At 69.2% G+C, this 13,224-nt stretch carries 13 protein-coding genes; 6 read left to right on the top strand and 7 right to left on the bottom strand.

The genetic code is table 11. The features are described 5' to 3' along the window. A complete protein-coding gene (locus tag ACO2Q1_RS08605) occupies positions 1-540 on the top strand; it encodes a TadE/TadG family type IV pilus assembly protein (RefSeq protein WP_423329090.1) in 540 nt (179 codons plus the stop codon). Between the two features lie 8 nt (positions 541-548). Beyond that, positions 549-1,103 (top strand): TadE/TadG family type IV pilus assembly protein, encoded by a 555-nt coding sequence (locus tag ACO2Q1_RS08600; RefSeq protein WP_423329089.1) that lies wholly within the window; start codon positions 549-551, stop codon positions 1,101-1,103. Between the two features lie 169 nt (positions 1,104-1,272). Here ACO2Q1_RS08600 and ACO2Q1_RS08595 read toward each other — a convergent pair whose 3' ends face one another. Further along, positions 1,273-1,800: a GcrA family cell cycle regulator gene (locus tag ACO2Q1_RS08595; RefSeq protein WP_423329088.1), complete on the bottom strand. Its 528-nt coding sequence runs from the start codon at positions 1,798-1,800 to the stop codon at positions 1,273-1,275. A gap of 210 nt (positions 1,801-2,010) precedes the next feature. On the opposite strand from ACO2Q1_RS08595, the gene ACO2Q1_RS08590 reads away from it, so the two are divergent. The 4 genes from ACO2Q1_RS08590 to ACO2Q1_RS08575 all read left to right on the top strand — a co-directional run bounded on the left by ACO2Q1_RS08590 (position 2,011) and on the right by ACO2Q1_RS08575 (position 6,609). After that, complete coding sequence (locus ACO2Q1_RS08590) at positions 2,011-2,829, top strand: ABC transporter permease (RefSeq protein ID WP_423329087.1); 819 nt, start codon at positions 2,011-2,013, stop codon at positions 2,827-2,829. Between the two features lie 115 nt (positions 2,830-2,944). Next, the gene (locus tag ACO2Q1_RS08585) at positions 2,945-4,561 is read left to right on the top strand and encodes a M28 family peptidase (RefSeq protein ID WP_423329086.1); all 1,617 of its coding nucleotides are present in this window, start codon (positions 2,945-2,947) and stop codon (positions 4,559-4,561) included. Between the two features lie 3 nt (positions 4,562-4,564). Continuing rightward, positions 4,565-4,996, top strand: coding sequence for a thiol-disulfide oxidoreductase DCC family protein (locus ACO2Q1_RS08580; RefSeq protein ID WP_423329085.1), 432 nt, complete (start codon positions 4,565-4,567; stop codon positions 4,994-4,996). Further along, entirely contained in the window at positions 4,993-6,609 is a 1,617-nt protein-coding gene (locus ACO2Q1_RS08575; RefSeq protein WP_423329084.1) for a DUF4166 domain-containing protein, read from the top strand. The genes ACO2Q1_RS08580 and ACO2Q1_RS08575 overlap by 4 nt, the downstream gene beginning before the upstream one ends. Before the next feature lie 2 nt (positions 6,610-6,611). Here ACO2Q1_RS08575 and ACO2Q1_RS08570 read toward each other — a convergent pair whose 3' ends face one another. From ACO2Q1_RS08570 to ACO2Q1_RS08545, 6 genes are all read right to left on the bottom strand, one after another. Next, positions 6,612-7,673: a DUF6607 family protein gene (locus ACO2Q1_RS08570; protein ID WP_423329083.1), complete on the bottom strand. Its 1,062-nt coding sequence runs from the start codon at positions 7,671-7,673 to the stop codon at positions 6,612-6,614. A gap of 5 nt (positions 7,674-7,678) precedes the next feature. Further along, a complete protein-coding gene (locus tag ACO2Q1_RS08565; protein ID WP_423329082.1) occupies positions 7,679-9,979 on the bottom strand; it encodes a TonB-dependent hemoglobin/transferrin/lactoferrin family receptor in 2,301 nt (766 codons plus the stop codon). Positions 9,980-10,100: 121 nt separating this feature from the next. Next, complete coding sequence (gene ychF / locus ACO2Q1_RS08560) at positions 10,101-11,195, bottom strand: redox-regulated ATPase YchF (protein ID WP_423329081.1); 1,095 nt, start codon at positions 11,193-11,195, stop codon at positions 10,101-10,103. 118 nt (positions 11,196-11,313) lie between these two features. After that, complete coding sequence (locus ACO2Q1_RS08555) at positions 11,314-11,832, bottom strand: copper chaperone PCu(A)C (RefSeq protein ID WP_423329080.1); 519 nt, start codon at positions 11,830-11,832, stop codon at positions 11,314-11,316. Positions 11,833-11,888: 56 nt separating this feature from the next. Further along, complete coding sequence (gene pth, locus ACO2Q1_RS08550; protein WP_423329079.1) at positions 11,889-12,509, bottom strand: aminoacyl-tRNA hydrolase; 621 nt, start codon at positions 12,507-12,509, stop codon at positions 11,889-11,891. Between the two features lie 74 nt (positions 12,510-12,583). Further along, positions 12,584-13,189, bottom strand: coding sequence for a 50S ribosomal protein L25/general stress protein Ctc (locus tag ACO2Q1_RS08545; RefSeq protein WP_423329078.1), 606 nt, complete (start codon positions 13,187-13,189; stop codon positions 12,584-12,586). Between the last annotated feature and the right edge of the window lie 35 nt (positions 13,190-13,224).

Genomic DNA, 13,224 nt, shown 5'->3' with positions numbered 1-13,224 from the left:
ATGGCCGGGGTGTCGCCGCGCGCCGCGCGCCGGGCCAGGCGAGGCGGCTCCAACGCCATCGAATTCGCCCTGGTCGGCCTGCCCTTCTTCTTCATGCTGTTCGCCATCATGGAGGTCGGGCTGATCTTCGTGACCGACTCCATCCTGGACAACGCCACCAGCCAGTCGGCCCGGCTGATCCGCACCGGTCAGGCGGCCGGCTCGAACATGACCGCCGGCCAGTTCAAGACCGAACTCTGCAACCGCATGGGCATCTTCAGCGGCGACTGTCCCGGAAGGGCGACGGTCGACGTCCGCGTCCTGGCCCAGTTCCGCAACCAGACGCCGCCAGACCCGACCGCCAACGGGACCTCGTTCGACGACAGCGACCTGACCTATGTCACCGGCGAACCGGGCAGCCTGGTGCTGGTGCGGGTCTGGTACAAACAGCCGCTGATCACCCCGCTGATGGCCCAGGCCCTGTCGCGCCTCAAGGACGACAACGCCCTGCTGGTGGCCACCGCCGCCTTCCGCAACGAACCCTACGCGCCGACGTCATGACCCGCCGCATGTCCCCCCCGACCCAGGCCGGAGGCGGCCTGATTCGTCGTCTGATCCGCGATCGTCGCGGCGTCTCGGCGGTCGAGTTCGCCCTGATCGCCCCGCTGATGATCGCCTTCTATTTCGGCCTGACGGAATTCTGCCAGGGCTTCATGGCCCAGAAGCGGATGAGCCACAGCGCCGCCGCCGTCGCCGATCTGGTGGCCCAGACCGACGTCGTCACCACCGACGAACTGGCGGATATCCTCGCCATCGGCCAGACGGTCATGGCTCCGTTCCAGACCAGCACCCTGACCCTGCGGGTGTCCAGCGTCACGCGCGGCTCCGACGGCGTCGCCAAGGTCGACTGGAGCCGGGGATCCAGCATCGACCCACTGGCCAAGAACGCCGTGGTGGACGTGCCCGAAGACATCCTGGCCAACGGCGAGAGCGTGGTCATGTCCGAGACGACCTACGGCTATTCCTCGCCGGTCAAATACATGCTGCCCGGCGTCACCAATTTCGACAGCAAATTCTACTCACGCCCGCGCAAGGTCGACAAGGTCGGCTGCAGCGACTGCTGATCGGGAATTCGGGCCAGAGAGGCTGGGTCCGGGGGAGGCTGGGGCTGCGTCAACCCGGATAACCGCAGCCCCGCCCCCGGAACCGCCGACCCGAAGGCCGACGGAGGAGAGGCGGCTCCTTACGGAGCGTCGATGACGGGGTGATGACGCACCGCCGTCATCGCGGCGATCACATGTAGCGACGCAGGCTGCGGGCCAGTTCGCCGGCGCCGTTCTTCTTGACCTGGGGCTGATAGGCGACCCGGGCGTGCTCGACGCAATAGACGCCTTCCGAGGCGCGACGGCCGCAGAAGCTGAACTCGCGCGACGACGGGTCGCCGATCGGCCATTTGCACATATGGGCGCCCAGGGTCATGACCGTGGCCGTGCCCGGCAGGTCCAGGATCTCGCGCGACACGCTGGGGACCGGAGCGGGCGCCGGGGCGGCCGGCCGGGGCTGAACGGCCTCGGCGCGGCGCGGCGCGGGCTGGGCCTGGGGCGCCGGGCGCGGACGCGTCGGGCGGAAGGCCGTGGTGGTGGTGCGGGCCGGCTGCGACGGCGCCGCCCGGCCCGACAGGCCCAGGCGATGCACCTTGCCGATGACGGCGTTGCGCGTCACGCCGCCGCCCAGGGCCTTGGCGATCTGGCTGGCGGACTGGCCTTCCAGCCACAATTTCTTGAGCGCGCCCACGCGGTCGTCGGTCCAGCCTGCGGTCATCGTCGCCCTCCAGCAACAGGATTCAATATCTGGCGCCTGGAGGCGTCCTCGACGCCGCCGGCCTACCACTAGTCGTAAACGAGCCCTTAACAGACGCAAGATGTGCGAATCAGTCGATCCACAGAAACCAGATGTTGAATCGGCGTTCGGCGAGCGGCGGAAATCGCGCCCGCTCTTGCGATCCGGGGGACGCGGGGGCATCTGCCCGGCATGACCGACGCCGCCCCCGCCGCCTCCGCTCCGCCCGCGCCCCGCCGCTATGACGGGATCAACTGGATCGGGCTGCGGACCCTGTACCTGCGCGAGGTGCGGCGCTTCTGGAAGGTCGGCGCCCAGACCGTGGCCGCGCCGGTGGTCACCACCCTGCTCTATATGCTGGTCTTCGTGGTGGCGGTGCGGGGCGGCCGCCCGCCGCTGGACGGCACGCCTTTCGCCGAGTTCGTGGCGCCCGGCCTGATCGTCATGGCCATTCTGAACAACGCCTTCGCCAACTCCTCGTCCAGCCTGATCCAGGCCAAGATCATGGGGACCTCGACCGACTTCCTAACCCCGCCGCTCAGCCCGCTGGAGCTGACGATCGGCTTTTCCCTGGGCGCGGCCACGCGCGGGATCGTGGTCGGACTGGTCACGGCAGTCTGCGTCATGCCCTTCGCCCGGCTGCAGATCCACGACCTGTTCGCGGTCATCGGCTTCGCCCTGGCCGCCTCGCTGATCATGGGCATGGCGGGCGTTCTGGCCGGGCTGTGGTCCGAGAAGTTCGACCAGCTGGCGGCGGTGCAGAACTTCGTGGTCATGCCCATGACCTTCCTGTCGGGCGCCTTCTATCTGGTGGAGAACCTGCCCGAGCCCTTCGCCACCCTCAGCCACTACAACCCCTTCTTCTATCTGATCGACGGGTTCCGTTCGGGCTTCATCGGCCACGCCGAGGGCTCGCTGGCGGTCGGAGCGGGGATGAGCGCGGCGCTGATCGTCGCCCTGGGCCTCGCCAACTGGCTGGTGTTCCGCTCGGGCTGGCGGCTGAAGAGCTGAGCTCGGCCCTTCGGCGCATGACGGAAAATTAATGAGCGGCCTTCGCGCGCATCCCTAAGGTGCCGCGCAAATTATCCGGCGCTCCGGTCCGTGCGGCGCGCCCTTGGAGACCTCCATGCTCGCTCGCCTGTTTCGCGGCGCCGCCGCCTCGGCCTTCGTCCTTCTCGCCGCCCAACCCGCCCTGGCCCAGGATTTCGACGCCGGGCGCCTGTCGGATCACATCAAGGTCCTGTCCGACGACAGTTTCGAGGGCCGCTTCCCCGGCAAGGTCGGCGAGGAGAAGACCCTCGCCTATCTCCAGGCCCAGTATGAGGCCCTGGGCCTTGAGCCCGGCGGCGAGAACGGCGGCTGGCTGCAGGAGGTCGAGCTGGCGCGCATGACGCCGACCCGCCCCGCCACCGGCGCATGGACTGGACCGGACGGCCAGACCCACGCCATCGAACAGGGCCTGTCCCTGCGCGCCGGGGCCGTGAGCTCCGCCGGCGCCTCGGCCGACGTCAAGCTGGACGGCCTGCCGCTGATCTTCGCCGGCTACGGCGTCGTCGCGCCCGAGCGGGGCTGGGACGACTACGGAAACGTCGATCTGACCGGCAAGGTGGTGGTGGTCCTGGCGGGCCAGCCGGAATCCTTCGGGGCCGATCCCAACTTCTACGGCTCCTCGGCCCACAAGACGGCCGAGGCGCTGAAGCGCGGCGCCGTCGGCGTCCTGACCCTGTCGGAGAACCCCAATGCGCGCGGCATGCGCGGCGGCACCCGCCCCCGCATGACCATCGTCGGCTCGCCCGACCCGCGCTTCAACGGCGTCATCTCGCTGGAGGTGGCCGAGGCCATGGCCGCCGCCCAGAACGCGAAGATGACCGACCTGATCGCCCTGGCCAAGGCGGGCGGCGCCTTCCGCGCCCACGACTCCGGCATTCGGCTGAACGTCGACATCGCCGAGACCGCCGAGATCATCCGCTCGCACAATCTGCTGGCCAAGATCACCGGGAGCGAGCGGCCCGACGAATATCTGGTCTATTCCGCCCACTGGGATCACGTCGGCAAGGCCGCGACCCCGAACGCGGCCGGCGACGACATCTACAACGGCGCCTGGGACAACGCCTCGGGCACCTCGGGCGTGATGGAGATGGCCCGCGCCTTCGCCGCCGGCGAACGGCCGAAACGCACCGTGGTCTTCCTGCACGTCACGGCCGAAGAACAGGGCCTGCTGGGCTCGAAGTGGTACGCCAACCACCCGGTCTATCCGCTGGCCACCACCGCCGCGAACATCAACATCGACATGCTGCCCCTGACGCCCGCGACGCGTTCGGTGGCGGTCTTCGGCGTCGGCAAGTCCAGCCTCGAGGACGACCTGGCCCGCCTGGTCCGCGCCCAGGGCCGTGACGGGGGCGTGGTCGGCGACGGCGAGCCGGAGCAGGGCTTCTACTACCGCTCCGACCACTTCAACTTCGCGGCGGGCGGCGTCCCGGCCCTGATGCCCTGGACCGGCGTGGACTTCGTCGAGGGCGGGGAAGAGGCCGGAAAGCCCTACTACCAGGCCCAGATGCGGACCTATTACCATAACCTCGAGGACGAGTGGCGCGCCGACTACGACTTCACCGCCGCCCTCCAGAACCTCGAGGTCCTGTACCAGCTCGGCCGCGAGATCGCCGACGGAACCGCCTGGCCCCAATGGAAACCCACCGCCGAATTCGGCGCCATCCGCGCGGCCACGGACGCGGCGCGGCGGTAGGACGTGCCGCTCGACGTCGAGCGGGAAACGGTCGCCGGAGAGCCGGACGGCCTGATCCTGTTCGACGGCGTCTGCGTCTTCTGCTCGGCCTGGGTGCGGTTCATTCTTAAGCATGACCGCGCCGGCCGTTTCGTCTTCCTGCCCATCCAGACGGAACGGGGTCGGGCGCTGGCTGAACGGCTGGGCATCGATGCCGACCGTCCCCGCACCAACGCCGTGCTGATGGATGGGCAGGCCTGGGTGCGCTCCGACGCCGCCCTCAAGGTGCTGGAGGCCCTGCCCTCGACCCGCGTCCTGGGCGTGTTGCGCGCTGTCCCCCGCATCCTGCGCGATCCGGTCTATGACCTGATCGCCGCAAACCGCTACCGGCTGTTCGGGCACACCACGACCTGCATGGCGCCATCGCCCGGGGATCGCGCGCGGTTCCTCTTGTGACCACCGTCCTGCTGATCGGCGCGGCCGGCGTGTTCGGGTCCCGGCTGGCGGAGGGGTTGGCGGCTGCGAACTTCGAGGTGATTTGCGCCGGTCGCGATCTCGTCAGGGCCGAGGCTGTAGCCGCCGGCCTCCGTGCGTCGGACGGAAGGGCCCGCGCCGTCGCGCTTGATGCGCGCCGTGCGACCACACAGGCGCTCGCTGCGACGGGCGCCCGGATCGTCGTTGACGCGGCCGGTCCGTTTCAGGGCGCCGAGCCGGTCGTCGCGCGGGCGGCCGTCGCTGCGGGGCTGAACTATGTCGATCTGGCCGACGCGCGGGATTTCGTCGCGGCCGCCCGCGCCGCAGGGGTCGTGGCCCTGACGGGCGCGAGCTCGACACCGGCGCTGTCCAACGCGGTGATGGATCATCTCACTGCCGGGTGGCGCGACATCGTGTCGGTCGAGGTCGCCATATCGCCCGGCGCCCGCGCGCCGCGCGGCCAGTCGGTGGTCGAGGCCATCCTCTCCTGGGCCGGACGACCGGTTCGCGTGTTCGAAGACGGCGACTGGCGCTGGCGGACAGGTTGGACCGGCGTGAGACGGCGCGACTTCGGCCAGGCCGGCGAGCGGCTGCTGGCCCTGTGCGAAACGCCTGATCTGGATGTTCTGGTCGAACGGTTCCGGCCGCGCCGGTCGGCGGTGTTCATGGCGGGTCTCGCGCCGGCGATTCTGCATCTCGGCCTGACGGCGCTGGCGCGGATTTCGGGGTGGACCGGCCTGCCCCTGCGCCCCTTCGCCGGCCTTCTGACCCGTCTCTCGCGTCCCTTCTCAGCGTTCGGATCGGATCAGGGCGCGATGCGGGTCGAGGCCCTGGGGACGGGAGCCGACGGGCGGGGTCGCCGCGCGGTCTGGCGTCTGGTCGCCGAGCCGGGGGCCGGGCCGGTGACGCCGACCCTGGCGGCCCTCGCAGCGGTGAAGCGGATCACGGCGAAGCAGGTCGAGCCCGGCGCACGGATCTGCGTCGGGGAACTGACCCTGGCGGAACTGGACGCCGAGATGGATCGGCATCCGCTGCATCGTGACATAGAGACCGGGCGAGCCGCCCTGTTCGCCCGCGCTGTGGGCGAGGCGGCGTTTGACGGCCTGCCCGGCGGGCTGAGACGTCTGCACGAGGGCCTCGGCGTCGAGAGCTGGCGCGGCGAGGCGGTGTGCGACGGGCCCGCCAGTCTCCTGGCGGGTCTGGTCGGGCGGCTGATCGGCTTTCCGGCGCGGTCCGGCGTCGCACCTGTAGAGGTCGTGATCGACGCGGACGGGCGACGCTCCGTCTGGAGGCGTCGCATCGGACCGGCGCGGTTCAAGAGCGTGCTGTCCAACCCGCGTCCCGGCGGGCGGATCAGCGAGCGGTTCAGCCTGGTCACGGTGGAACTGCGGCTGGAGGCGACGCCCGATCGACTGATCTACCACGTCGTCGGCTGGCGGCTGGGGCCGGTCCCCCTGCCCCGCGCCCTTGCGCCGCGCACCACCACCCATGAACAGATCGACGTCGAAGGTCGGTTCACCTTCGACGTCGAGATCGGTCTGCCGATGCTCGGAAGGGTCGTCCGCTATCGCGGCTGGCTCAAGCCCTCGTCCTGATCCTACCCCTTCGGCGTCGTCGCCTGTTCGATGATGGTTCGGGCCTGGTCGATCGCGGCGGCGGTGGTCAGGTCGCCGGACTGGATCTTTTCGGCCAGCTCCATCAGCGGCGGGCCGGTGACCACCCCGGTCCGGGCCTCTTCCTCGACATGGACGGTGCCGCCGTTGCGGGCGAAGGCGGCGTCCCACAGGTCGCGCACGGCGGCCCAGTAATCCTTGCTGGCGGCCCAGTAGTCGTCGCCCGGCTTGGGCGACCAGGAGGTCGAGCGGTCATAGGTGTTGACCACGTCCTCCTGCACCACGGCGACCGGCTCGCCGTCGTCCTTGCCCGCCGCCATCTTCATATTGTCTTGGATATGGGTCCAGCCGTTGGGGGTCAGGATGTGGCGGTTGGTCCCCAGATAGCGATCATAGACCGGGTTCCGCACGGCGTCGCGCCGCGCCAGCGGCCGCCAGGTCGGGTTGGAGGTCCACTGGCTCAGCCCATGGTCATAGGTCCAGCGGCCGACGCCGCCGTAGCGGGGGGAATCGTCCGTCTGCCACACCGTCTGGGACCAGGCGCCGACCCGGTCGGCCTCGGCCACCGGGGTATCGCGCCAGGTGTTGGGGCCGACATAGGCGACGACGCTGCGGGGTTGCCAGACCCAGTCCTGGCGCCAGTGTTTGACCACCACCGCCTGACCGCCGTGCTCCATCACCAGGATGTGCTGCAGGCTGATGCGGTCGCCGTGGTCATGGACCAGACGCACGATCTCCGCCCCGCCCGACAGCTTGCCCTCCAGCGGGTCGTAGTCGGCGTCGAAGCTGACGTTCTCGCGCATGTCGAAATGGACGCGATACTGGCCGGCCTGGGCCAGGATGGACTGGCGGTCGCGCTCGAACTTTGCCTGTTCCTCGGCGCCCATGGTCGCCGTGACCGCCGCGGTCGAGGCCACTGTGGTGTCCGCCGCGATCTCCGCGCCCGAGGCCGAAGAGGCGGCGGTGGTCGTGCCCGCCAGCAGGGCGGCGGCGATCAGGATGGCGCGCATGGAGGGGGTCTCCGGTTTGGCTTTGCGTTTGCTCATCATTCTCACATCCGCCACGACAGGGACAGGCCGAAGTTGCGGCCGGGCTGGGTGTAGGCGTCGATCACCGCCGAGGTGGCGGCCACGCCGCGGATGTCGCTCCACCAGCCGTATTTTTCGTCCAGGACGTTGAACAGGCCGGCCCGCGCCGTGACCTGGTCCGTGATGTTCCAGTAGCCGGTGACGTCCAGCAAGGCGAAGGCCGATCCGGTGTGACAGCCGCGCGACGGGGCGGCGTTGTAGCAGGCCAGGCCGTCGGTGTCGGCGTTGGCGGTCTTGCCGGACCAGGTGACGATCGCCTCGCCGCCCCATCGCCCGCCCCGCGCGTCATAGCCCAGACCCCAGACCAGCTTGATCGGGTCGATGGTGGCCAGGGAGGCCGTGGCCGCCGTCGCGCCCGCCCCCGTCGTCTGATCCGCCTCGGCCCAGGCCCCGGCGAATCGGAAACGGACGCCGTTGTCCCATTGCAGGTCCGCCCGCGCCTCCAGTCCGTCCACCTCGACCGAGGCGAAGTTGACGAACTGATAGACTGCCGGATCGGCCGGGGTGAACGACCCGGACACCACCTGCTGTGAAATGAAGTCCTCATAATCGGACCGGAAGCCGACGATCTGGGCGCGCAGCCGCCCGTTCAGGGCCGGAACGCCGGTGAAGCGCAGTCCCAGTTCGACGCTCTCGCTGGTCTCGGGCTTCAGGTCGGGGTTGGAGGCCGAGACATAGCCGAACGCCAGGTTGGAGAAGCCGTTGTTCACCTGGCTGGGCGTCGGCGCCTTGAAGCCCGCGCCATAGTTGGCGAACAACTGGAAAGCGTCGGTCGTCTGCCAGACGACGCCCAGCTTGGGCGAGACGCGGCTGTCGTCCTGATCGGCGCGGGCGCCGGTGTAGAGCGGGTCGCTGTCGGTCGACAGCTCGTAGGAATCCCAGCGCACCGCCGGGATCAGGCGCAGGGCGCCGCCGGCCAGGACGACCTCGTCCTGAACGAACAATCCGGCCAGGGTGTAGTCGGTCCTGGGGAAGGGGCTGGACGGGAAGACCTCGCCGGCCGGCGGAACCGTGCCGCCGCGGATGCCTTCCTGGGTCGTGCGCGACCAGTCGCCGCCGAACGTCACCCGGTGCTGCGCCGCGCCCAGGTCGAAGGTCTTGCGGGCGTCGGCGGCGACGCCGAACACCTCGTTGTTGAACTGGTTGTCGCGGGTGCGGTCGACGCCGACCCGGTCCTCGGCCGAATACTGGCGGGTCTTCGCGTTCTGGCCATAGACGGCGACCTGGCCGCGATCCAGACCCAGGGCGTTCTCGAAGCGCCAGTCCAGGGCGAGGCGGTCGCGCTCGGTCGTGTCATTGGCCGTCAGGCCCAGAACCGCCGTCGCGGCGGTCGGCGGGGCGGCGACCGTGCGCGTCGTGCGGCCGGACAGGACGTCGGCGTCCATTTCGGAGCGATAGCCGTCATAGGTCAGGCGCAGGCTCTGTCCCTCGACGAAATCCCACACCAGCTTGGCCAGCAGGCCGTCCGACGACGTGGTCATCGGGTTCGCCTGGGTCCGGTTGGAATAGACAAGGGAGGGGGTGGTCGTCGTTCCGGTGACGACATTGACGACCTCTTCGCCCGTGACGTCGCCGTGGGTCTCGGTCTCCCTGCCGTCACGGCGCGTATAGGCCAGCAGGCCCGAGACGGCGCCGGCGCGTCCGGCCAGGGCCAGTCCCTCGGTCCAGCTGTCGTCGGCCGAGTTGTAGCCCACGCGGGCGCGGGCGCCGAAGGTCGCTTCGGACCGCATCAGATCGGCGGGATCCTTGGTGGTGAAGCTGACCGCTCCCGCCACCCCGTCAGAGCCGTACAGGGCCGAGGCCGGGCCGCGCAGGATCTCGACCGACTTCATCAGATCCAGGTCCGAATAGCCGCCGCGTCCCACGCTCTGGGCGCCGAAGGCGAAGCCGTCGGGCGTGCGCACGCCGTCGACCACCATCAGGACCCGGTCGCCGCCCAGGCCGCGAATGGTGAAACCTTCATTGCCCGCGCGGCCCGCCGTGCCCAGGGCCGCGCCGAAGCGCGCCGGCTGGCTCACCACGCTGACGCCCGGCTCGAACCGGATCAGATCCTTGATGTCGGTCGCCAGCATGGCCTCGATCCGCTCGGCGGAAAAGACGCTGACCGTGGCCGGCACCTGATCGACCGAGGCGGCCGTGCGCGTGGCGGTCACCGTGACCGGCGCGACCGTATCGACCTGATCGGCGACGGCGTCGGGCGCACCCGCATGGGCGGCGGCGGCGGACAGCGCCAGAAAGCTGGCGGAGAGGAGGAGGGATCGCATGTCATGGCTCCGCTTCGGAAAGAGGCGGGGCAATTACTGCGAACGATTCTTATAATCAACCGCATTGTCCGCAGGGACAATCCGTCCGATCGGGACCGGCGCCCCCGAAAGGCGCGCCGGATCAGCTGAACAGGAAGTTCATCACGTCGCCGTCCTTGACGACATAGCTCTTGCCCTCGGCCCGCAGCTTGCCGGCTTCGCGCGCCTTCGCCTCACCGCGCAGGGCGACATAGTCGTCATAGGCGACGGTCTCGGCCCGGATGAAGCCCTTCTCGAAGTCGGTGTGGATGACCCCGGCGGCCTGGGGCGCCGTGTCGCCGACATGGATGGTCCAGGCGCGGGCCTCCTTGGGGCCGACCGTGAAATAGGACTGCAGCCCCAGCAGGCTGTAGGCCTCGCGGATCAGACGGTTCAGACCCGGCTCGGCCAGGCCCAGGCTCTCCAGGAATTCCATCTGCTCGGCCTCGTCCAGCACGGCCAGTTCGGAATCGATCTTGGCCGAGATGACCACCGTATTGGCGCCGTCGGCCTTGGCGCGCTCGGCGACCCGGTCGGACAGCTCATTGCCCTTGTCCGCCGAACCTTCGTCGACATTGGCCACATACAGGGCCGGCAGGGCCGTCAGCAGTTGCAGCATGTCCCAGGCCTTCCGGTCCTCCTTGGACACCTCGGCCGTGCGGGCGGGCTTGCCGGCGTGCAGCTGGGCCAGGGCCAGGTCGACCAGCTTCAGGCTCTGCTGGCTTTCCTTGTCGCCGCCCTTGGCGCGCTTCTCCATCTGCACCCGGCGCCGCTCCAGGCTCTCCATGTCGGCCAGCATCAGCTCGGTCTCGATGATCTCCAGATCGGCGATCGGGTCGATGCGGTTCTCGACGTGGGTGATGTCGTCGTCGATGAAGCAGCGGGCGACGAAGGCCACGGCGTCGCAGTCGCGGATGTTGGCCAGGAACTGGTTGCCCAGCCCCTCCCCCTTCGAGGCGCCGCGCACCAGGCCGGCTACGTCCACGAAGGTGATGCGGGCGGGGATGATCTCCTTGGACCCGGCGATCTCGGCCAGGACGTTCAGCCGCGGTTCGGGCACCGCCACGTCGCCGGTGTTCGGCTCGATCGTGCAGAACGGATAGTTGGCCGCCTGGGCCGCCGCCGTCTTGGTCAGGGCGTTGAACAGGGTGGACTTGCCGACGTTGGGCAGGCCGACGATCGCGACTTTAAGGGCCATGGGGCTTTCGAACTCTGATTGAGCGCGAGCCTTTAGAGCGAAATCGGCTCGAATGCGATCCGCATTCGGGATCAGATTTCACTCGAGACAGGGTGTTCTTCCGCTCACGTGCCGTTTGTCAGGTCTTGGGCTGGCGCACCGGGGCCTGAACCGTCATCGCCGGCGTCGCCGAGAAGGTGAAGGTCAGGGCCACGGCCTGTCCCTCCGTCAGCGGCGCCGTCAGCCCGATCAGCATCAGGTGTTTGGCGCCGGGCTCCAGCACCACCTTCTCGCCCCCCTTCAGCGCCAGACCGTCGGGCAGGGGCGTCATGGTCATCATGTCGCCCTGGGCGACCATGTCGTGGATCTGGACTTCGGTCGCCTGGGGCGTGGCGACCCCGGTCAGGCGATTGTCGGACGACGCCTCGATCACGGCGTAGCAGGCGCCGGCCGTGGCCCCGTTGGGCGAGGGGCGACACCAAGGATCGCGGATCTCGACCGAGGCGTTCACGCCGTTCTCGCTGACGGAGGCCTTGGTCACGTTCCGCCCCCCGTCGCCGCAGGCGGACAGCAGCGCCAGACCGGGAAGGATCAGACCAGAAAGAAACAGGCCGAGGGCGAGCGGGGCGCGCGGGCGCGTGGCGTTCGTCGTCTTCATGACCGTCTTCATTAGGCGGTTAGGGCCGCCGCGCCAACCGAACTCGCCCTTTCGGCCTATTCGCCGCCGCGCGCCTGCTGCCGCGGGCTGTATTTGGGCGCCGGCGCCAGGCGCATCACCTCGCCCTGATAGCGTTCGTCGTCTCCCGCCAGGGCGAACGGCAGGGCGTCGGCGACCGCGCGCAGCAGGGCGTCCAGCCACGGCTTCTCCGCCTTGTGGAAGTCCCCCAGCACATGCGGCATCACCAGATGCGCCTCGCCGGGATGGCCCACGCCCATCCGGCCGCGCCGGAAGTCGGCGCCCAGGTGGCTGATCAGGGACCGCACGCCGTTCTGACCGGCCGCGCCCCCGCCCGTCTTCATGCGGAACCGTCCCGGCGCCAGGTCGATCTCGTCATGAAACACGATCACGCTCTCGGGCCGCACCTTGTAGAAGCGCGCCGTCTCCCCGACCGCCCGTCCGCTCTCGTTCATATAGGTCTGGGGCTTCATCAGCAGGACCCTGACCGCGCCCGACGCGGTTTCGACCTCGCCCTCGCGGATCACCGACTGGAACTTGGCCCGCTCCGGCCCGAACCGCCACCGGCGCGCGATCTCGTCGGCGGCCATGAAGCCGATGTTGTGGCGGTTGTTCTCGTATTTCGGGCCGGGATTGCCCAGGCCGGCGATGATGATCATCGGGAACCCTCAAATGGAAACGGCCCATTCCGTCGGGAATGGGCCGTCGCCGAAACCTTGCGCTCTGGAGGCGATCAGCCTTCCGTCGCTTCTTCCTCGGCCGCTTCCGACTGGGCCGCCGAAGAGGCCTTGATCGTGGCGATCATGAAGTCGCGGTCGCCGATGGTCGGCTGGGCGCCCTTCGGCAGGGCGATGTCCGACATGCGGATGTTCTCGCCGACGTTGCGACCGGCCAGATCGACGACCAGTTCTTCCGGGATCTGGTCGGCGCGGACCAGAATCTCGACGTCGTGGCGAACGATCTCCAGCGACCCGCCCTGACGGTTGAAGGGAGCCTCATCGGCGTTCTTGAAGTGCACCGGGATCGAGATCTTGACCGGGGCCTTCTCGTCGACGCGCATCAGATCGAAGTGGACCGGGCGGTCCGACACCGGGTCGAACTGCACGTCCTTGGCGATGACCGGCTGGGTCTCGTCGCCGTACTTCAGCGTCACCAGGTGACCCAGCAGCTTGCCGGTGTACAGCGACTTGCGGAAGTCCTTCTCGTTGACCGAGATGGCCACGGGGGCCTTGTCGCCGCCGTACAGGATGCCGGGCACGCCGCCGGCCCGACGGGCGGCGCGCGCATTGCCGGTGCCGACGCCGTCACGGACGTCCACGTTCAGAATGATCTCAGCCATCTGGCTCGCCTCAATGACAAAACGCCCGCGCCGGA

The sequence above is a fragment of the Brevundimonas sp. VNH65 genome, from assembly GCF_049445955.1.
GTDB lineage: Bacteria > Pseudomonadota > Alphaproteobacteria > Caulobacterales > Caulobacteraceae > Brevundimonas.
The sequence above is the reverse complement of the archived record's forward strand: the minus strand, read 5'-3'. Positions and strand labels throughout refer to the sequence as shown.

Bases quoted from the DNA above. Each gene is read 5' to 3' on its own strand.
- ACO2Q1_RS08605 (WP_423329090.1), top strand. From the start codon at position 1: ATGGCCGGGGTGTCGCCGCGCGCCGCGCGCCGGGCCAGGCGAGGCGGC.
- ACO2Q1_RS08600 (WP_423329089.1), top strand. From the start codon at position 549: ATGTCCCCCCCGACCCAGGCCGGAGGCGGCCTGATTCGTCGTCTGATC.
- ACO2Q1_RS08595 (WP_423329088.1), bottom strand. From the start codon at position 1,800: ATGACCGCAGGCTGGACCGACGACCGCGTGGGCGCGCTCAAGAAATTG.
- ACO2Q1_RS08590 (WP_423329087.1), top strand. From the start codon at position 2,011: ATGACCGACGCCGCCCCCGCCGCCTCCGCTCCGCCCGCGCCCCGCCGC.
- ACO2Q1_RS08585 (WP_423329086.1), top strand. From the start codon at position 2,945: ATGCTCGCTCGCCTGTTTCGCGGCGCCGCCGCCTCGGCCTTCGTCCTT.
- ACO2Q1_RS08570 (WP_423329083.1), bottom strand. From the start codon at position 7,673: ATGAGCAAACGCAAAGCCAAACCGGAGACCCCCTCCATGCGCGCCATC.
- ACO2Q1_RS08565 (WP_423329082.1), bottom strand. From the start codon at position 9,979: ATGCGATCCCTCCTCCTCTCCGCCAGCTTTCTGGCGCTGTCCGCCGCC.
- ychF (WP_423329081.1), bottom strand. From the start codon at position 11,195: ATGGCCCTTAAAGTCGCGATCGTCGGCCTGCCCAACGTCGGCAAGTCC.
- ACO2Q1_RS08555 (WP_423329080.1), bottom strand. From the start codon at position 11,832: ATGAAGACGACGAACGCCACGCGCCCGCGCGCCCCGCTCGCCCTCGGC.
- pth (WP_423329079.1), bottom strand. From the start codon at position 12,509: ATGATCATCATCGCCGGCCTGGGCAATCCCGGCCCGAAATACGAGAAC.
- ACO2Q1_RS08545 (WP_423329078.1), bottom strand. From the start codon at position 13,189: ATGGCTGAGATCATTCTGAACGTGGACGTCCGTGACGGCGTCGGCACC.